19 protein-coding genes are annotated in these 19,389 nt (G+C 54.9%); 8 read left to right on the forward strand and 11 right to left on the reverse strand.

All coding sequences use genetic code 11. From position 1 onward, the window contains the following. Nucleotides 1-101: 101 nt before the first annotated feature. From modC to RG807_RS09515, 6 genes are all read right to left on the reverse strand, one after another. Nucleotides 102-1,181 carry a molybdenum ABC transporter ATP-binding protein gene (modC, locus tag RG807_RS09490; protein WP_309044697.1) on the reverse strand — a complete coding sequence of 360 codons (1,080 nt, stop codon included), beginning with the start codon at nucleotides 1,179-1,181 and terminating at the stop codon, nucleotides 102-104. Continuing rightward, entirely contained in the window at nucleotides 1,181-1,858 is a 678-nt protein-coding gene (gene modB, locus RG807_RS09495; protein ID WP_309044698.1) for a molybdate ABC transporter permease subunit, read from the reverse strand. Before modB ends, modC begins: the two co-directional genes overlap by 1 nt. A gap of 20 nt (nucleotides 1,859-1,878) precedes the next feature. Then, nucleotides 1,879-2,640: a molybdate ABC transporter substrate-binding protein gene (gene modA, locus RG807_RS09500; RefSeq protein ID WP_309044699.1), complete on the reverse strand. Its 762-nt coding sequence runs from the start codon at nucleotides 2,638-2,640 to the stop codon at nucleotides 1,879-1,881. 76 nt (nucleotides 2,641-2,716) lie between these two features. After that, on the reverse strand, nucleotides 2,717-3,631 hold the full coding sequence (locus RG807_RS09505; protein ID WP_309044700.1) for an alpha/beta hydrolase: 915 nt from the start codon (nucleotides 3,629-3,631) through the stop codon (nucleotides 2,717-2,719). Next, complete coding sequence (locus RG807_RS09510) at nucleotides 3,594-4,571, reverse strand: sterol desaturase family protein (RefSeq protein ID WP_309044701.1); 978 nt, start codon at nucleotides 4,569-4,571, stop codon at nucleotides 3,594-3,596. The genes RG807_RS09505 and RG807_RS09510 overlap by 38 nt, the downstream gene beginning before the upstream one ends. A 100-nt stretch (nucleotides 4,572-4,671) precedes the next feature. Beyond that, nucleotides 4,672-5,412 carry a glutathione S-transferase family protein gene (locus tag RG807_RS09515; RefSeq protein WP_309044702.1) on the reverse strand — a complete coding sequence of 247 codons (741 nt, stop codon included), beginning with the start codon at nucleotides 5,410-5,412 and terminating at the stop codon, nucleotides 4,672-4,674. Nucleotides 5,413-5,588: 176 nt separating this feature from the next. Between RG807_RS09515 and RG807_RS09520 the strand changes: the two genes are divergently transcribed. Next, complete coding sequence (locus RG807_RS09520; protein WP_309044703.1) at nucleotides 5,589-6,566, forward strand: META domain-containing protein; 978 nt, start codon at nucleotides 5,589-5,591, stop codon at nucleotides 6,564-6,566. Here the strand turns inward: RG807_RS09520 and RG807_RS09525 are convergent. The 4 genes from RG807_RS09525 to RG807_RS09540 all read right to left on the reverse strand — a co-directional run bounded on the left by RG807_RS09525 (nucleotide 6,536) and on the right by RG807_RS09540 (nucleotide 10,648). Next, complete coding sequence (locus RG807_RS09525; RefSeq protein WP_309044704.1) at nucleotides 6,536-7,375, reverse strand: substrate-binding periplasmic protein; 840 nt, start codon at nucleotides 7,373-7,375, stop codon at nucleotides 6,536-6,538. The genes RG807_RS09520 and RG807_RS09525 overlap by 31 nt on opposite strands. A gap of 106 nt (nucleotides 7,376-7,481) precedes the next feature. Then, on the reverse strand, nucleotides 7,482-8,513 hold the full coding sequence (locus RG807_RS09530) for a betaine/proline/choline family ABC transporter ATP-binding protein (protein WP_309044705.1): 1,032 nt from the start codon (nucleotides 8,511-8,513) through the stop codon (nucleotides 7,482-7,484). A 9-nt stretch (nucleotides 8,514-8,522) separates the two neighbouring features. Beyond that, nucleotides 8,523-9,557, reverse strand: a complete 1,035-nt coding sequence (locus RG807_RS09535; RefSeq protein ID WP_309044706.1) for an ABC transporter permease — start codon at nucleotides 9,555-9,557, stop codon at nucleotides 8,523-8,525. 122 nt (nucleotides 9,558-9,679) lie between these two features. Further along, nucleotides 9,680-10,648, reverse strand: a complete 969-nt coding sequence (locus tag RG807_RS09540) for an ABC transporter substrate-binding protein (RefSeq protein ID WP_298452447.1) — start codon at nucleotides 10,646-10,648, stop codon at nucleotides 9,680-9,682. Between the two features lie 343 nt (nucleotides 10,649-10,991). On the opposite strand from RG807_RS09540, the gene RG807_RS09545 reads away from it, so the two are divergent. Continuing rightward, complete coding sequence (locus RG807_RS09545) at nucleotides 10,992-11,609, forward strand: glutathione S-transferase family protein (RefSeq protein WP_309044707.1); 618 nt, start codon at nucleotides 10,992-10,994, stop codon at nucleotides 11,607-11,609. Here RG807_RS09545 and RG807_RS09550 read toward each other — a convergent pair. Continuing rightward, nucleotides 11,581-12,765, reverse strand: coding sequence for a GGDEF domain-containing protein (locus RG807_RS09550; RefSeq protein WP_309044708.1), 1,185 nt, complete (start codon nucleotides 12,763-12,765; stop codon nucleotides 11,581-11,583). The two genes, RG807_RS09545 and RG807_RS09550, sit on opposite strands and share 29 nt — an antisense overlap. A gap of 96 nt (nucleotides 12,766-12,861) precedes the next feature. On the opposite strand from RG807_RS09550, the gene RG807_RS09555 reads away from it, so the two are divergent. The 6 genes from RG807_RS09555 (at nucleotide 12,862) to RG807_RS09580 (ending at nucleotide 19,378) form a co-directional block, all read left to right on the forward strand. Next, a complete protein-coding gene (locus RG807_RS09555) occupies nucleotides 12,862-13,476 on the forward strand; it encodes a DUF4202 domain-containing protein (RefSeq protein ID WP_309044709.1) in 615 nt (204 codons plus the stop codon). A 70-nt stretch (nucleotides 13,477-13,546) separates the two neighbouring features. Beyond that, nucleotides 13,547-14,251 carry a response regulator transcription factor gene (locus tag RG807_RS09560; protein WP_309044710.1) on the forward strand — a complete coding sequence of 235 codons (705 nt, stop codon included), beginning with the start codon at nucleotides 13,547-13,549 and terminating at the stop codon, nucleotides 14,249-14,251. 123 nt (nucleotides 14,252-14,374) lie between these two features. Continuing rightward, the gene (locus RG807_RS09565) at nucleotides 14,375-16,348 is read left to right on the forward strand and encodes a TonB-dependent receptor domain-containing protein (protein WP_309044711.1); all 1,974 of its coding nucleotides are present in this window, start codon (nucleotides 14,375-14,377) and stop codon (nucleotides 16,346-16,348) included. A gap of 8 nt (nucleotides 16,349-16,356) precedes the next feature. Beyond that, the gene (locus RG807_RS09570; RefSeq protein ID WP_309044712.1) at nucleotides 16,357-17,505 is read left to right on the forward strand and encodes a TroA family protein; all 1,149 of its coding nucleotides are present in this window, start codon (nucleotides 16,357-16,359) and stop codon (nucleotides 17,503-17,505) included. Continuing rightward, the gene (locus RG807_RS09575; protein ID WP_435404664.1) at nucleotides 17,502-18,596 is read left to right on the forward strand and encodes a FecCD family ABC transporter permease; all 1,095 of its coding nucleotides are present in this window, start codon (nucleotides 17,502-17,504) and stop codon (nucleotides 18,594-18,596) included. The genes RG807_RS09570 and RG807_RS09575 overlap by 4 nt, the downstream gene beginning before the upstream one ends. Next, nucleotides 18,593-19,378: an ABC transporter ATP-binding protein gene (locus RG807_RS09580; RefSeq protein WP_309044713.1), complete on the forward strand. Its 786-nt coding sequence runs from the start codon at nucleotides 18,593-18,595 to the stop codon at nucleotides 19,376-19,378. Before RG807_RS09575 ends, RG807_RS09580 begins: the two co-directional genes overlap by 4 nt. The last annotated feature ends 11 nt before the right edge of the window (nucleotides 19,379-19,389 follow it).

Below are 19,389 nucleotides of genomic sequence, written 5' to 3' on the forward strand. Positions count from 1 at the left end.
TGCAGGCCCGTTATCAGGAGTTGAACGGTGTGTGCAAAGAAGCTTACGTGTCTGAATCCGCAGAGGCTGTGGCCAAAAGGGCCATAACCCGGTCCGGTTGATCAATCAACAAGGGCGACGGACTTGATCTGCAACCAGACGTGCTGCCCGGGCTCAATGGCCAGAGCGTGCACGGCCCGGCTGGTCAGGCGTGAAAGAAAAGGGGTTTTCCCAGCCAGTAAGCGCACAATGGATGTGCCCGGGCTGACCTCCAAGGCTACTTCATCAACGATCGCAGGCAGCAGATTCTGGATGCTCTGGTCGGTTTGCTCGCTCCGGGCCAGGCTGACATCCCTTGCGAGCACTTGTAGCCGAATTTTCTGCCCGATCATCAGGCGTTCATCTGCGCGCAGCCAGAGGTGGCCTCCCTCAAAATCCGCACGGCACAGATGCCACTGCTCATCCCTTTCCGACAGGGTGGCATCGAGAATTACCCCTGCATCGTCCTCAAGCCCAAAGGGCTGGTTCGTGCGAGCCATAATCTGCTGCAGTGGGCCTTCTGCAACAACCCGTCCGCCATTCATCATCACAATGTGGTCCGCCAGCCGTGCAACTTCGGCTGTGGAGTGGGACACATAGAGCATGGGGATGGCAAGGTTGTCCCGCAGGGCTTCCAGGTAGGGCATGATGTCCTGTTTGCTGGCCTGGTCGAGGGCAGACAGGGGTTCATCCATCAGTAACAACTTGGGGCTTGTGAGCAGTGCCCGGGCAATGGCCACACGCTGGCGCTCCCCGCCAGAGAGTTTCTCCGGCATGCGGCCAAGCAGGTGCGAGAGCCCCAACCATTCAACCGCCTGGTCGAAGGATATTTGGCGGTCGCTTTGAGGAATGCGCTTGTACCCGTACATCAGGTTGCGCTTTACCGAGAGGTGAGGGAACAGGCTGGTTTCCTGAAACACATAGGCCAGAGGCCGTTGATGAACGGGGCGGCTACCGGTTTCATTCTGCCATTCGTCGCCGTTCACACGCATGGCGCCGTCCGACGGCTGCAGGCCTGCCATGCAACGCAGCAAGGTTGTTTTGCCACAGCCTGAATGCCCGAACAGGGCGGTGAGCCCGCTACCCGGGAGGTTCAGATCAACGTCCAGTTCAAATGTCCCAACGTTGCAGGCGAAACGCGCCTGTATTCCCGATGCCGCCATTATCTCACCAGCCCGGACTGTAGCCGGCCATTCAGTGAATACAGGGTTACAAGCACCACGAAGGAGAAGACAACCATGCCCGCAGCCAGCCAGTGGGCCTGGGTGTACTCCAGGGATTCCACATGGTCGTAAATGGCCACCGAAAGCACCTTGGTTTCACCGGGTATGTTGCCGCCGATCATAAGCACAACACCAAATTCGCCGATGGTATGGGCGAAGGTGAGCACGCTGGCGGTTAGAAAGCCCGGCCTTGCCAAGGGGATCACAATAGAAAAAAAGCGATCCCGGGGTGACGCCCGAAGCGTGGATGCGACTTCAAGAAGTTGCTGATTAATGGAGGCGAATGCGTTTTGCAGGGGCTGAACGGTAAATGGCAGGGAATAGATAACCGATGCAATGACCAGACCTTCGAAGGTGAAGGGCAATAGGCCAAGCCCCAACTGCTCGGTGATCCGGCCAACCATGCCTTTCGGTCCCATCAGCACCAGAAGGTAGAACCCGAGAACCGTAGGCGGCAATACCAGGGGCAGGGCAACAATCGCTGCAATGGGCTGTCTTACCCAGTGATTACTGCGAGCCAGCCACCAAGCGATGGGCGTTCCCACCACCAGAAGTATGGCGGTGGTAAAACCTGCAAGCTTCAAGGTGAGCCACACTGGCTCCCAGTATATGTCCATGGAGTTGGCCGGGTTACGTTTTAATGGTCGGTTTCATAACCAAAGCTCTCAATGATGCCTCGGGCTTTGTCGCCGCGCAGGAACTCAAGCCACTGGTGGGCTGCATCGTTCTTTTCGCTGCGAGCCAGAAGAATAGCTTGTTGGTTGATGGGGGAATAGTCGGCTTGGGGAATCATCCAGAGCGAGCCGCCTTTGTCATCCCATGAGCGCACCTGTGAGAGCGCGACAAAGCCGGACTGGGCATTGGTGGTGGCGACAAACTGGAAGGTCTGGGCAATAGAATCGCCGCGAACCAGGCGATCCTGCAAAGCGTCCCAAAGGCCCATCTTGGTGAGAACTTCCTGTGCCGCGAAACCGTAGGGTGCTGTTTTCGGGTTCGCAATCGCCAGGCGAGCAAACTCGCCGGACTCAAGCCAGACTTTGGGATCATCAAAAGTACCGGGTACCGGGCTCCAGAGCGCCAGCTTGCCGCGTGCATAGGTGAATCGGGTGCCTGCTACGCCTTGGCCATTTTTCTCAAGCAACTCCGGTCGAAGGCTGTCGGCGGCAAGAAACACATCGAACGGCGCGCCGTTATCAATTTGAGCGTAAAGCTTGCCGGTGGAGCCGTAGCTTGCAACTGCCTCCAGCCCGGTTGCTTCACCAAAGGCAGCAATGAGTTCACGTGTTGTGTCGGTAAAGTTGGCGGCCACGGCGATGCGCACATCGGCCGCATAGGCAGTGCCGCCGAATGCCAGCAAGAGGAACAGACATGCCAATGAACGATAAGGCTTTCGGGACATGGTTTATGGTCTTTTATTCGAAGTATGTAAAGAATGTTTCGCCTGACTGATTTTCTGACCCACGGCGGGTGGCATTTCAGGCTTCGGGTTCCCTGGGAGCAAGTAGCGATAGTATATGCTCCCGAACTTCATCGGTGTTGGTTTCGTTCAGCATCTCATGGCGGCCGCCTTCAAATAGCCGAAGGCTGGTATCTTTTACGCCGGCTTGGCGAATGTCTTCAAAGTGCCGGGTAATACCTTTGCCCATTTCCCCTACGGGGTCATCTGTACCGGCAAACAGGTGAACCGGAAGATCTTTGCGCCACCCGGAAGGCCTGATTGTTAGCATCCCTTGAATGAAATCATGCCACAGGCCTGTGGTGCACTCGAATCCGCAGAACGGGTCTGCAATGTATTTGTCTACCTCGGCAGTATCCCGGCTTAGCCAATCGCAGTCGGTCCGGTTGGGCTTGAACATGCGGTTAAATTTGCCGAAGGACATTTTTGCAATCGTTGGGCTTCGGTGATGCTTGCCGTGGAATTGCCGGATGCCGTTAATCAGGAGCCCGGATACCCATAGCTGTGGTCGGTGAATGCGGTTGGTGGCGCTGAGTATTAACATATCCAGAGACGCCGGATGTTGCTGGGCGCAGCTCTGAGCAATGAACGACCCCATGCTGTGCCCAAGCAGGGCAAGAGGGATTCCAGGAAAACGTTCACGAGTATCAAGCAGTACCTGATTCAGGTCGTCGACGACTTTTTCCCAGCCACCTGTATCACTGTAGTGCCCAAGCTGGTCAGCAGTGCAGGCCGGGCCATGCCCCCTGTGATTCATGGCCACAACAGCAATGTTCCGTTGGGTCAGCCATCGGGCGAAATCAGCATAACGGTCGGCGTGTTCCGCCATGCCATGGGCGATAACCAGAACGGACCGGGGCATGTTTGGGGAAAAAATCCTGCCCGTGATGGTGTGGTTATTTTGGCCGTTCAGGCTCAGAGATTGCTCTTGCATGGTGTGTTCCGGACGCTGTTGGAGTCGGGCGTTCCCACTCTGGTGGTTTCCAGAGATGGCTTATTCGAGAGGCTAGTTTACCCGGGCGGGCCATGTCACGGAACAGATCCACGTATTCATGTGTCCATAGCACAAGCAGATTGTTGGATGGCGCCGGGCGGGTAATACCATACTCCACCGGCATGTTGGCATCTTCTGCTGTAAAGGTTCCGAACAGGCGGTCCCAGATGATCAGGGTGCCGCCGTAGTTCCGATCAATATATTCCGGGTTGCGGCCATGATGAACACGGTGATGGCTAGGGGTGTTAAATACCTGTTCGATCCAACGGGGCAACTGCCCGATCAGTGTGGTGTGAACGAAAAACTGATACACCAGAGACAGCGCGTAAACGATGCCAATCCAGACCGGATTGAACCCCAGTAGCGCCATGGGTAGGTAAAATGCCCAGCCGCCATTGAATATGTTGGTGGCGTTCTGGCGCATGGCGGTGGAGAAATTCATGCGCTCTGATGAATGATGGACAACATGGGCGGCCCAAAACCAGCGCATGCGGTGGCTGGCGCGATGCATCCAGTAGAAACAGAAATCGACGCCCAGAAAGGTAAGGACGCCTGTGAGCCAATTCAGCTCCAGTTCAAACAGGCGGTAGTGGTAGCAGAGGGCGTAAACCGGAAAGGCGATAATGCCCGCGAACAATAACTCCGTTGCCTGGTAACCCGCCCCTAGCGTGAAGTTCCGGATGGCTTCGCGAGTATCCATCAGTGCCGGGTTGTGCCTTATTTTCATGTACTCAAAGGCTGCTACCGCAATGAAAACCGGCGTCGCAATCATGAATATAAGTTGCCGTTCATCCAGCGCCAGCCAAGGGGATACGGCTTGCCAGATTGGCAGCATGCCACTTTCTTCAAGTACAGCGAACATCATTTCGGTCAGTGACACAGCTCGTCCCTCCTTTTCGATTCCACAGCATTCTGGCATGAGCTTGTGGAATCGGGAGAGTCGTATCGCGCCACCGGGAGTAGCGGTTTACGCCAAAGGGTTACCGGTTATCGCTGTACACTTTGGCAAGCACCTGTAGTTGGGGCTGCCATTCTGTAAGCCAGCCCTTGATTTCCTTCGGAATTCGCGCAGGCTTTGGCCAGGGAACCGGGTAGGCCTCAGGCTGAAAAAGCGGCGCAAAAAGGGATGCGGCTGTGAGATCTGCTCGGGAGAATGAGTCACCCGCCAGAAACGGCTGCTGGCTGTAGATTTCTGCCAATTCAGTCAGTAACTCTTCCAGTACCTTCCTCGATTCTTCGGCAGTTTTCTCGTTGATCTTCATCCACTTCCGCATAACTTCGTTTACGCGGCTGAATGCCAGGCTAAGCAGAATGCGATTGTAGAAGGGTGTGCCTGCGGCCAGTAGCGGCACTACTATTTTCGGGCGCTGCAAAAAGTGGTGGTAGGAGTAGCAGCGCACGGCAGGGCCCGCCAGATTATCCAGACGCTTTTCCCACGCCAGAGCCGCGGATTTTTCAGGCTCATCCATCGGAGTGAGGGGCTTTTCAGGATAGGTTTTTTCGAGGTAGTCGAGTATGTCAGAGGAACCCTGGATAACCTCGCCATCATGCACCAGCACGGGCACAGATGCGCCCGCGCCTTTGGTGAGCTTTTGCATGGTTTTTATGTGCTGTCCCGGCAACAGGTTTGTGGTTTCATAACTGAGGTTCTTGTAATCCAGTGCCCAGCGAATTTTCTCGCAGTAGTGGGATATAGCAAATTGATAAAGCCTGAGAGCCATGGGCTGCCTCCTGAGTGAGAAGGCTCAGCATAGCGTCGCGTTGTGTAGATAAAAAGTAAAAGGGGCAGTCAGGGTGCGTGTTTTTAAAGGTGACTGGGCCGCGGAAATTGGTTTTTAGGCATACGAGACATTAAGATGCCGGCATTCATTCACGAAATAACAGCAAAGGGCTTTCTATGCACTTGCAGCGCTTTTTGAAGGCATCTGCCGTCGCCGCGACGGGGCTTTTTATCTCCGCGTGTGCCTCGGGGCCAAAGACCTCGGGTGCTATTGGCAGCTACCAGTGTGGTCAGCTGGATGTCACGGTTGCCAGCGCGGGCGATGGCGATTTACTGGGTGTTGATTACCAGGGCAAACGGCTACTCCTGAAACCAAAGCAAAGCGCGTCTGGTGAACTTTATGTGGCCACCGGAGATGATCAGACCCAGTTCTGGAGCAAAGGTGAGCGGGCCACCTTTACTGTAAAAGGTCAGACTTATCCCGAGTGTTTGCAGGCGGGTGCGCTGGAAATGCCGTTTGAAGCTACTGGAAATGAGCCTTTTTGGCACATTCGTGTAGAAGGCGCGGAGCTGGTGCTAAACCGCCCTTATGACACCGGAGAGCCCGAAAGAGTTGCTCTGGAAACAACCGTTGCCAACCGCCACGGCCGGGAGTTTCGTGGTGAACTGGAAGGCCAGGAACTCACCATGAAAGTAGCCCGCCAGCTGTGTGAAGACAATATGTCTGGTGCCCAGTTTCCGGCTCAGGTTCGTCTGGAGTTGGATGGAGAGGTATTTCAGGGTTGTGGTGGTGATCCGGACCGCCTGTTCCGCGGTGCTGAGTGGGTGGTTCAAGACCTTGCAGGCGCAGGCATTATTGATCGCTCCCGTATAACCGTCGAGTTTTCTGAGGACAACCGCGTTGCCGGCAGAGCTTCATGCAACCGTTACGGGGGGCAGTACGAACTCACAGCCGAAGGGGTGAGTTTTGACCACATGTTTGCAACGAAAATGGCTTGCGCGCCAGCACTTATGAACCAGGAAGATCGCTTTCTGGAGCTCCTGTCAAAGGTGAAGCTCGCAGCTATTGGGCGCAACGGTGAGTTGGTGCTGACAACGGACACGGGGGAGACAATCACGGCGTTTCAGTCAACCGAGAACAAAGGCACCCCGTAGCCTGCAAGAATGTCATTGAGCCGGCCTGACTGTCGCAGATTTTTAATGCCTCCCGACAGAATGCGGGCCAGCTCAGCAGCGTTCGGGTTTGCAGGTGAAAATGCTATAAAGAAGGGTGCCCGGTAAATTTCGCCGGCGTTGCGCGGCACCGGCAAATCAGCCTGGTTCTGCAGTGCCCAGTTCATGACTAGCTCATCTTCTACAAAAACGTCTGTCCGGTGTTGATCAAGCAGAATAATCGCGCGGGCCAAGGGATCGGGGCCGGACAATAGCCATACGCTGCCCTGGTTTTCGCGGTTGCGCTCAATGTAGCTATCCAGTTCAGGTGAGTAGGAATAGCCGTTAATTGCGAGCAGTGTGTGCCCTTTCAGAGAGGCTATACCCTTATAGACCCACTGGCTTTCAGCGTTAGTGTACAGGTGTGTGCGTGAAACGCCGCTGGGTTCCTGGGGGAATACGAAATTCGGCACATCCCCTCTAAATGCGCCTGCCACAGCATCGGCGTGGTTATCTTTGGCGAGTTGAATAGCTCTTGCCCAGCCTGTATTTATGTATTCGACGCGGTATCCAGCCTCAGCAAAGACCGCTCTTGCTATATCTATGGCGTAGCCCTCGCGGTCAGAGCCAGCGGTGCAGTTATGGGGGCACCAGGGATCTGCGGCAATAATAACGGTCAGCTTGTCGCGATCCGCAGCCAGGGAGTTATCAGGCTTGTCAGAGGTTTGAGATACACCGCTGGCTGGCTTTTCATCCGGGGGAGAGCAGCCAGCCAGGCTGATGAGTAAGGCTGCAAGTATCGCTCGAAACATGTCAGTGGCCAGAGTGTTTTTGGGCAGGAGCATATTGAAATAATAGACTACGCACTCGCACTTTGTATCGGCCCCGAACAATGCGTCTAAGCTGCAGTGGCGTTGGTTAGCCGTTTGAGGGAACCAGCGCGCGTGTCAGTGCTTTCATACACAGGCTGCCCACTGCCTCGCCGTTGCGTACTACCCGGAATACCTTATCCGTATCGCCGCCAGATAAAGAAAGCACAGTTTCAAGATTGTCCTTCTCGGAAAGATCACCTGCATAATCTATATCCTTATCAACATCGCGGCTCATGATAGAGCGTACCCGAAGAACCCGTGCGCGATTGATATCGTTTATAAAGGCGACAATATAAGGGTCGGTGGGGTTGAGCAGAATGTCCTGGGGGTCACCTTGCTGAACCACTTCCCCGTCTTTGAGTATCACCAGGTGATCGGACAGTTTCAGTGCTTCGTCCAGATCGTGGGTGATGAAAATAATGGTTTTCTGAAGTTCGCTCTGAAGCTCCAGCAGCAAATCCTGCATGTCTGAACGGATCAGGGGGTCCAGTGCAGAGAAAGCTTCGTCCATAAGCATGACGGGTGAGTTGGAAACCAGCGCCCGGGCTATGCCCACCCGTTGCTGCATGCCACCGGACAACTGATGGGGAAACTGGTTCTCGTTGCCCTCTAGCCCAACCCTGGCCAGCCACTTAACCGCTTCACTTTCGAAGTCTGCGACTTTTGAACCACGAATGTTGAGCGCCATGCCAGCGTTTTCAAGCACCGTTTTGTGGGGAAGCAAGGCAAACTTCTGGAACACCATGGACATTTGTTCGCGCCTTAGTTGGCGCAGTTCTTCTTCGTTCAATTCGAGAACGTTCTTGCCATCAAGGCGAATTTCTCCAGCGGTAGGCTCAATAAGGCGGTTCAGATGGCGGATCAGCGTTGATTTACCGGAACCCGAGAGCCCCATGATCACGGTGATCTTGCCATCATAGATATCCACGTTGATGTCTCTCAGGCCCAGAACGTGGTTTTGCTGATCCAGAAGATCCGCCTTGTTCATGCCCCGTTTTACATATTCAAGCGCTACGTCTGGCGTGGGACCGAAGATCTTGTAGAGGTTTTTGATGGAAATCTTTATGTCATTTTCCACGTGCTGTCCTCACTGCTTTTGGGTGGCATTGATGCGTGCCAGAGATGCTTTGGTAACCCGGTCAAGAACCACGGCCAGGATAACGATGCCGAGGCCGGCAACCAGGCCGACACCGAGCTCCAGATTACGGATGCCGCGAAGTACCAGAACACCCAGGCCTGGTGCAGACACAAGCGAAGCGATAACAACCATGGCGAGGCTCATCATGATGGTCTGGTTTACGCCAGCCATGATGTTAGGCAGAGCCAAAGGAATCTGAACCTTGTACAGCTTTTGCCGTGGTGTCATGCCGAAGGCATCAGCTGCTTCGATCACATCCTTGTCGACCAGCCGAATACCAAGATTGGTTAGCCGCACCACCGGCACAATGGCGTAGAGGATAATTGCGATACCGTAGAGCTTGGATTCGGTCACGCTGAACAGGAAAGTCAGTGGGATAAGATAGACGAACGGCGGCAAGGTTTGCAGCATATCCAGAACCGGAATTGTAAGTCGCTCCATGGTGTTACTTCTGGACATGGCTATGCCTATGGGCACTCCAAACAGCACGCAAAGAAAGGCGCAGACGAAAATGATGGCAAGGGTCTGCATAGCGTATTCGTAGTAATCGATGAACGCCAAAAGACAGATGCTGACGCCCACAAAAAGCACCAGTTTCCAGGATTTTGTGACCAGAAAAACGACCGCCAACATGATGGGAATAACGATCCACCAAGGGGTATTGAGCATGCCGTAGAGGGCGCCGTCAAGTGCCCAGCTCAGTGGCTGGGTTAGCGGGTCAAGCACCAGGCTAAGGTTGTCTTTTACTGCGAGAAACCCCTCCTCAAGGCCTTTTGTAAGCTCCCTCGATTGAGGGAATGCGGCGCAGGAGTCGTTGAGAGTATCCAACGATGGGAATGGTACGTCCCATAGCGATTCTGGCTCTGCATCTTTGCCCTTGGCCTTGGCGAGCAGATCAGCCATCGACATCGGGCCGTCTTCTTTACCTTTCGCGCACCAGTCTTTTAACCCAAGTGCTGAAAACAGGGAGTCGTAGGTTGCCATCTTCGTATAGCCTCTTCTGCGCATTGGGAGTTATGCGCTACAAAATTCAATTGCTCTTATTGGAATAAGTGCCCGGACGCGGCATCCTTGCGAATGCCGCGTCCGGGTCTCGGGCAGGCTACTCAGTTCGAAAGAATGGCCGCAAGCTTCTTGCGGGCTTCGTCGTTCAGCCAGGTGGACCACTCATCACGATTGTTACTAAGGAAGTACACCGCAGCTTCTTCTGCTGAAGCGTTATTGGTGTCCATCCAGGCAAGCAGTGAGCTCATGGTGTCCGTTTTGAACGTCATTTTACTCAACATCTCGGCTACTTCTGGCTCACGATCCCTGAAATCGGTGGTAACAGAGGTGTAAACAGGTGCTGCAGGGAACTCGGACACCTTGGGGTTGTTTGCATCGGCCGTCTGATTCTTTTGGTGCACGTCTTTATTGTATTCGCCGAGTTCTACTCGGGTCATATCGAGCTTGCCAAGCGGCACAGTTGGGCCCCAATAGTAACCAAACCAGGGCTCGCCATCCTGAACGGCAGAGGCCATTGACGACGCCAGCGTTTCACCGGAACCGTGGTTGAACACTTTGATACCGGAATCTTCAAGGTCCAGAGCACGGATCAAGTTGTCGTTGACAATTCGACAGCCCCAGCCGTCGGTGCAGTTGTTGAAGCGTGAGCCGACCAGTTCAGGATTGGCCATAATGCCTTCGATGGTTTTCAGCTCAGGATGGGCATCGGCCAGGTATGTGGGAATCCACCAGCCTTCTACACCGCCGGGATCCAGTACTTTACCAAGCCGCTCGATCTTGCCTTCTTCTTCAAGGCGCAGGTAAGCCTCGCCTGCGGAGTTCAGCCACAGTTCAGTCACAATGTCCGGCTCGCCGTTTTCAGCAACCGATGTTACCGCCGGCACAGTGTCTGAAGGTACAACGGTTACATCGCAGCCATAACCCTGCTCCATGATGAACTTGGCTACGTTGGTGACCACTGTATTGGAGGCCCAGTTCATTTCTGTGATGGATACTTCGCCACAGTTGGCTTGTGCCATGGCAGGCACAGATAGTGCACATAGCAGTGCAGCAGACGTAAGCTTTCGCATAGTCACTTCTCCGTTTGAGGGTTGGTGAATTCTGGTATCAGCTGTTTTAATGGTTGTTCTATTGCTGATATGGAGTAACCGGGAAAGGCTCTCTGGTTTGCAGTTTTCTGGCAGTGCTGGGAGTAAAACAAAGCGGCTCGTCTCGGTTATCACGTAGCTACAAGCATAAGGGTCCTGAGCTCAGTTACAAGGTTTTAACGAGAATGTGGCACTTGTGAAGACGTATTTTGGTGGCGGGTGGAGTTTCTGGACAGTTGCTTGACGCAACCTTGTTTTCGGGCCAATCTCTCGATTGCTTATACCCATGACCTACACTGATTTTTATGGAACGGAGCTGATAATAATGAAGATTTTCGAAACAAAAACCGCCCCGAATCCCCGCCGCGTGCGCATGTTTATGGCAGAGAAAGGGCTGCTTGAGAAGGCCGAATTCATCGAGATTGATTTGTTGAAGGGTGAAAACCGAACGCCAGAATATGCCGCACGCAACCCTATGAAGAAAGTGCCGGTGATGGAATTGGACGACGGCACCTGTATTGCCGAAACCATGGCCATTTGCCGTTATTTTGAAGAAAGTTACCCTGAGACTCCAACGCTTCTGGGGAACACTCCTCTCGAAAAGGCGCTCATAGAGCAGTGGGTAAGGTGGGTCGAGTTTTACTTCTTTATGCCAACAGGCATGTGCTTTCAACACACCAGTGGCTATTTCAAAGACAGGATGAACCCGATCAAGGAATGGGGTGAAGACTGCGGGAAGAGTGTTGGAAAGTTCATGGCATTTCTGAACAACCACCTCGCGGACAAGGAATACCTCTGCTGCGACCGGTTAACCGCTGCTGATATCAACGCGTTCACTACGGTAGCCTTCGCCCGTGTGGTGAATATCCGCATCCTGCCGGAACACACGCACCTTCAGGCATGGTATGACCGCGTCAAGGCTCGTCCGTCTGCGCAGGCTTGATATCGATTGCGGTTACAGTCGGGTCCAAGCTGGGCGCGGCTATCGCTTCAATGCGGTTGCGCCCATTTTCTTTGGCGAGGTACAAGGCATCATCGGCGCGCTTTATGGCGCTTTCGATGTCACCAGTCCCTTGGCAGCTTGTCATACCCACGCTGATGGTTTGAGGAATGCTGTGCTCTCCGGCTTCAACGGGCTCGTCTGCAAGGGAAAGACGAGCTTTCTCGGCCACATGCAGGGCGCCATCCAGGTCAGTCTGCGGCAGGAGTAAAAGGAACTCTTCGCCACCCCAGCGACATAAGGCATCCTCGGCGCGAATTTGATGCCCCAACCTGCGCGCGGCTTCCTGAAGTACGATGTCGCCAATGTTATGGCCGTAGCAATCGTTTACCACTTTGAACCGGTCCAGATCGCCAAGGATAAGGCTATATGTCGCACCGTAGCGCCTTGCTCTCGCGTGCTCCTGCTCCAACAGATGGAGCATGGCTCGTCGATTCAGTAGTCCGGTCAATTGGTCGGTGGTTGCCTGTTCCCTGAGCTGTTGCCGGGCCAGAAACTCGTCTTTCCGGAGTTGCCTCAGCGCTTCACTGAGCACGAATCCAATAACTATCATAACCATCGGGTCAAACAAAAAGGGGAGCAGTGCCTTTGTAGCAATGCCCATTGCCAGCGCCACGAGTACAAAAATGGCCAGCGGCACCGCGAACAGGAGCCAAAACTCTTTCGGGCCTCTAACCGAGAGAACGGTAACCCCGAAAAAGCTGATAACCACTCCGTTGGTTACTTGATAGATGTTTTCATGCTGCCCACTGTAGTGAACCAGAAACAGTGACAGTATCATGGACATCACCGAGAGCCCCATGGCTCGGAGCAGATAGCGGCTCTGGCACCTGGGTTTTCCGGTGTAGTGGGAGACGAGCGTTAGCAATGCACATAGCAAAACCGGTAACCGGCACGCAGCCTCGGTCAGCCACACGTCAGCGTTGTGGCTAAGGCGCAACTGGTGGGTAAACTGATAAAAAACTACGGTGATCAATGGAACCCAAGCCGCAACAACGGCAACTTGTCGCTCTACTATCTGGATATGTGCCTCATAGGCCGTGCGCCATGGGGCCGGGATCTTTTTATACGGTGTTTTGGGGATTGAAATATTCACCATGGTCTTTATCCGGCTGCCAGTAGTTTAGATCATCAGGCAATACGAAAATCGGTGCAATAGCCCTCGAGGGGTAATTGTGTCGCAAAAGGAGACAGTATGAGTAGGGCATCTCTTAAATGTGTTCTGGATGCAATTGACGAAGCAAATCGCGCCGACCCCAATGAGGAGGTTGTGGCAGGTGAATCCGTGCCCAGAGAGTATGCCTACAGTTTGCATATGACTCGCTGGCTTTATGAGCTGGAGCCAGACCCTTCAGAACGAATGCAGATAGCCTGCCGTGCCCAGCATCTTGAACGCTGGAAGATGCCCCGCAGTGATTACCCGGAGGGCCGAAAGTCCTATTACGAGTGGCGTCTGGCCTGTGGGCGCATGCACGGGCGCAGGGCCGCTGAGATCATGGCGGAGTGTGGCTACCCCGAGAGCGAATGTGAGCGGGTTGAGGTGATTGTGACCAAGCGGGAGTTGCGTAAAGACGCAGACACACAGCTGCTGGAAGACGTCGCCTGTATGGTGTTTCTCGAGAAGTATTTTGCCCAGTTCTATGCGGATAACGCGGAATATGATCGGGAAAAATGGCTCCGGATTGTGCGACGAACCTGGGGCAAAATGTCTCAACGCGCCCATGAGCGAGCGTTGGCGCTGGCGGTGAACCTGTCGAGCCATCTGCAGGCGTTGTTACAGGAAGCATTGACCCCTGAGACAGGTGATTAAACACGACACTTGAGGCACCTTTATTCGGTGCGTATGATACTCATTATCATTTGATATCCGGTATCATTAAATGGCTGTGCCTGCCAGTAACAACCCAAAAATCCTGATTGCCGAAAGTAACCTGGTCCTGAGGGACCAGTTGGCAAGCAAGCTGTCCTCCCGCGGGTATCGAGTACTACAAAGCCATGAAGGTGATCAGGCGTTGGTTGCCGCTCTGGCTCAACGGTTCGACTTAATCCTTCTTGACGTTCTTTTACCAAAGATGACGGGTTTCGAAGTGCTCAAAAGGCTTCGCAAAACCAGTCAAACCCCAGTCATGATGCTGACTGCGTGCGATGCCGAGGATGAGCGCATCATGGGCTATAGGGAAGGCGCCGATGACTGCTTGCCCAAGCCTTTCAGCTTTACCGAATTGTTTCTGAGAATTGAGGCGCTGCTTCGACGAACGCGAGGCGATACCGACCAAAGAGCTGAGCCATCAACATTGTTGATCGGTGAGCTGAAGCTGGATCGACAAAAACTACAGGTAAGCTTCCAGGGGAGGCTGGTGAGCCTCACCCCCATTCAGTTTCGCTTACTCTGGATTCTGGTTCTGCATCAACGAGAGTCTCTGAGCAAGCCCTACCTGTACCAAGTGGTGCTCGAAAAAGAGTTCAATCGGTACGACCGCAGCCTGGATATGCATCTTAGCCGCATCCGCCGCAAGCTGGTTGCGGCGGGGGTGGCCAGTGACCGCCTGCAAACCGTACACGGCAAAGGTTACTGCTTTCTGTAAAGCGATGGATACGTGACAGAGCGAGAGCAGATGTAACAAATGTAAAACCGGTTTCCTTAGCGACACAAGTTATCGAGAATGCATGCCAAATACGAATCATTATCATGATGGAGTTTGGTCGCTATGGCAGTTTTTTCCACAGTCGCACAACCGAAACACTTTCGCCGCAGTGCTCTTTGGTTGGCTCTTGTATCCAGCCCTGTTGTGTATGCTGAACCCGTTGCCCTGGATACGATTCAGGTAACAGCCGATCGCGAGGCAGAGTCCGACGCAGACTCAGTGGTGGACGCTAAAAGTATTGAGCGTTTTCTCTCTGCCGACCTGGAAGATATCTTTGCTGGCGAGCCGGAAGTGAGTGTAGGCAGCTCTGTAGGCGTCGCCCAGAAAGTCTACGTTCGCGGTTTGGAAGATCCACTACTGAACGTGAGTGTGGATGGTGCCACTCAAGCAGGCGTGCTGTTTCACCATACCGGCAGAATCGCGGTTGATCCGGACCTGCTGAAGCGAGTGGAAGTGGATACCGGTGCCGGGAAAGCCACGGCAGGTGCCGGTGCTCTGGGTGGTGCGATCCGCTTTATTACCAAAGATCCGGAAGATCTCCTGCGTGAAGGTGAGGATGTCGGTGCTTTGGTCAAACTGGGTTCCTTCTCCAACACCAAAGGCTACAGCGCCAGCACCACAATATTTGGACGCCTTAACGATCAGTGGAGCACGCTGGTATCCGTAAATCAGAGCGATCATGAGCGTTATGAAGACGGTAACGGTGACGAAGTGCTCGGCACCGATGCCCGCCAACAAGTTGGTATGGCGAAACTGGTGGGGCACTTCGCCAATGGCCAGACACTGCGCCTGAGCCACGAAATACGCAATGATGAGGGTGAGCGCCCGCAGCGCCCCCAGTGGGTGGTCAGCAGCTTCAATAAACTCTACGACCTTGATGGCCGCCGGGATACGACCACTCTTAACTACGGTGTGGCGCCGGAAGGCAATCCCTGGCTGGACGCCGAGTTCACCTTGTATCAAACGGAATCAGAAGTAGAACAGAATGTAGAAGATCGCTGGGGGCGCTATTTCGGCTTCAGTCGCAGCATCGGTGGTGACGTGCGTAACACCAGTCGGCTGGGTGAGCACAGTGTGACCTACGGTGTCGATTACCGGGAAGACAAAGTGAATGCCGGTTATGCCGCTGACAAGCGAGCGGAAGAAGAAAGCGGCGATGTTCTCGGTATTTATCTACAAGCCGATGTGTGGCTCACCCAGCAGCTCCTGTTAAGTACCGGTGCTCGCTACGACGATTACAGTTTGCGTGACAATAACGATCAGACATTCAGCGAAGACGCTGTCAGTCCGAACGCAAGCCTGGCCTGGCATGCACTGGAAGGCCTGACCCTGAAAGCAGGATACGCCGAAGCCTTCCGTGGGCCCATGCCACACGATGCGTTCAAATTTGAAGGGGCGCAGAACGATCCGGATCTGAAAGGCGAAAAAGCCAAAAACACGGAAGTCGGTTTTGACTACGTGTATGAGAACTTCACTTTGTCCGCCGAGGTGTATCGCTCTGAAGTGAAAGACGCCATTGCAGATACTCTATTTGGCCCCGCGATATACCAGAACATTGGCGATCTGGAATCTGATGGCTATCGCATTGCAACCGGCTACCAGTGGAATGCCTTGAGTGCCGGCTTGAGCTTTCACAGCAATGACGCCGAAGTCGACGGCCAGCCTTTGACCGTGTACGAGCATAACCTGCTGGGCAACACCATCGGTGATACCTGGGTCGCTGACCTGACCTACCTCTGGAGCCATAACCTGGAATTTGGGTGGCAGGGCCAATTTGTGCAGGGAATCGACGACCTTGAAACCACTGTGGGCACGATCGATAAGCCAGGTTACGGGGTGCACGACCTGTTCGTGAACTGGCTGCCAACGGGTAATGAAGATCTGCGTCTGACTCTGGCGGTGAAGAATGTTGGCGACAAGCAATACCTCGACCATGCCAGTAATGCCGATTATCAGGGCATAGCAGGATACGAAGGTGTTGTGGGTATGCCCGCACCCGGTCGGGATATTCGCCTTGGTTTGGCCATGCGCTTTTGAGGCCGATGATGTTACGCATTCGATGCATAGCCGCCCTGGTGGGCGGCCTTTTCTGTTTGTGGGCTGACCTCTCTCTGGCTGCCCGCACGGTCACTGATTTAGCAGGCCGTTCGGTTGAGTTGCCAAGTGAGGTGAACCGGATCGTGCTGGGTGAAAGCCGCTATATCCCGGCGCTTGCCATACTGGACGGAGACGCGCTACCCGACCGCTTGGCCGGCATGCTGCCGGATTTCGAGATGACCGATCCGGGCGGTTACGCCCAGTATCTGAAAGCCTTCCCCGGACTGGCGGATGTGCCCCGGGTAGGGCACGCCTCAGCCGACAGTTTCAGCCTGGAAAGCGTGCTTGGTCTGGGTGCCGATCTGGCTATCTTCAGCCTGGAGGGACACGGCCCTGGGGCTCGGAACAAGATGCTGATCGATCAGCTGCAGCGTGCCGGTGTTTCTGTGGTATTCATCGACTTTCGCCAGAACCCGCTGGTGAACACGCCAAAAAGCATGGCGCTTCTGGGTGAGGTGCTCGGGCGACAGGAGGAAGCGCAAACATTCAACCGGTTTTACCAGCGGGAACTGGCAAAGGTGACCGATGTGGTTGTGCAGATTCCCGAAACTGATTGGCCGAGGGTCTTCCTCCATAGCCGTTTGGGACTGCACGACAGCTGCTGTGAAACCATGGTGGAAGGCATGATGGGGCATTTTCTCAAGGCCGCGGGCGCGCGCAACGTGGCGGAAGGGAAGGTGCCGGGTGTGAGCGGGGTGCTGAACCTGGAATACCTGATCAGCAACCCGCCGGACTACTATGTGGCGACCGCTATCGGCTCCCGCAAATACACCACCTCGGAATCCGACTACAGCTACGTGATGCTGGGCGCTGGTATCGATACGGCGACAGCCCGGGCTTCACTGGCACAAGCCACTGATCGACCCGGACTGCGAGCGGTAGAACCCATCCGCGAAGGCAGGGCCATGGCCATTTGGCACCACTTTTATAACACCCCCATGAACGTCGTCGCAGTGCAGGCACTGGCCCGCTGGTTTCACCCGGAAGCCTTTTCGGAACTGGATCCGGAGGCCACACTGGCGGAATTCTACCAGCGCTTTCAGCCGATCGAACTGGGTGGTATCTACTGGGTTCGCGCCCGGGAGCCAGCTGAATGAGTTCAGTGTCTCCGGCGCAAATGACTAAATTGGGCGACTCTGCCCCTCGCACAACACTGGCAAGCGAATACCGGCGTTTTGTCTTGCGCCGTGTTGTGTGTCTGGTGGCTTTGGCAGTGGTGGCGGTGGTGGCCTTGCTGGTGGACATAGCCAGTGGGCCCTCCATGCTGGGCTTGGCCGATGTGGTTCATGGTTTGTTGAACCCTGAAAGCATCGACGCCGGTACCCGCGTCATCATTGAGGACATTCGTTTGCCTTATGCCTTGATGGCCGTGGTGGTAGGGGCTTGTTTAGGCCTCGCGGGGGCAGAGATGCAAACGGTGTTGAACAACCCGCTTGCCAGCCCCTTTACCCTGGGTGTGGGGGCGGCGGCTACGCTTGGTGCGTCGCTGGTGATCGCCTTCAATCTTTCCTTTCTTGGGCTGGCGGCCCATATTTTGTTGCCGTTGTCGGCATTTGTGTTTGCGGCCGTGGCATCGCTGTTGATTCTGATTCTGTCGCGCTCTCTGGGCGCCTCGGTGCATGCAGTAGTGTTGTTCGGCATTGCTCTGCTGTTTGGTATTAACGCCGTGGTGGGGTTGATCCAGTTTGTTGCAGATGCCGAATCAGTGCAGCAAATTGTGTTCTGGACCATGGGCAGTCTGGCCCGGGCGAGTCTGGATAAAGTACTGATTGTGGCGTTGGTGCTGGCAATCTGTTTGCCCTTTTCATTGCGTAATGCCTGGGCCATGACTTTGTTGCGCAGCGGTGAAGAACAGGCCCGGAGCCTGGGTATTCGCGTTGAGCGGCTGCGCCTGACGGTGTTGATGCGCGTCAGCCTGCTCACTGCGGCAGCCATGTGTTTTGTGGGGGAAATAGGGTTTATTGGCTTGGTGGCGCCCCATATTGCCCGCCTGATGCTGGGCGAAGACCATCGGTTTTTGCTCCCGGGCAGTGCCCTTGCCGGTGCGGTGCTGCTGTCGCTGTCATCCATTGCCAGTAAATTGCTGGTGCCGGGCGTAGTGTTGCCGGTGGGCATTGTCACCGCATTGGTGGGGATTCCGCTGTTTATCCTGCTGATCATTGGCCGCAGCCGGAGGGTCGCCTTGTGACCCTGAAGCTGAAGTCCGTTACCGCAGGCTATCGAAATCACGCTGTATTCAGCAACCTGTCACTGCCGGAAATACCTGCGGGTGCATTGGTGGCCGTGATTGGGCCGAATGCGGTGGGTAAGTCGACATTGCTGAAGTCCATCGCGGGTTTACTGCCCATCTCCGGCACCATGACCTTCGCCGGGGAAAATCTGGCGGGGCTCACATCCCATCAGCGTACCCGCCGTGTTGGCTATCTGCCTCAGCCGTTGCCGCAAGCTATCCCGCTGGTGGCCTACGAAACCGTGTTCAGTGCCTGCCGCTCGGCCCGGGGCGACTGGTCCCGCGAAGAGACCGAACAGGCCATCGAAGAGGTGTTCGACACGCTGGGCATTCGCCAGCTCGCCCTGCGGCGGCTATCGGAAATGTCGGGAGGTCAGCGGCAAATGGTGGGCTTGGCGCAGGTATTGGTGCGCCAGACGCCTTTGATGCTTTTGGATGAGCCCACCAGTGCGCTGGACCTGCACTGGCAACTGAACGTGCTCAACGCCGTGCGCGATGCCACCAATCAAGAACGATCTGTGGCGTTGGTGGCGTGCCACGACCTTAACCTGGCGTTGCGTTATTGCGACCAGGTGTTGGTGTTATCGCCCGGCGGTCAGGCCGAACTCGGCACGCCGGAACAAGTGTTAACGCCGGATTTACTGGCCCGCACTTACGGCATTGAAGCCCGTATTGAACGCTGTTCGCAAGGCCAACCCATTGTGCTGGCGGACCGCCCCTTGCCCGCCGGTGTTCGCTGAATCCAAGGAGA

The sequence above is a fragment of the Marinobacter sediminicola genome (genome assembly GCF_031157525.1).
Taxonomy (GTDB): domain Bacteria; phylum Pseudomonadota; class Gammaproteobacteria; order Pseudomonadales; family Oleiphilaceae; genus Marinobacter; species Marinobacter sediminicola.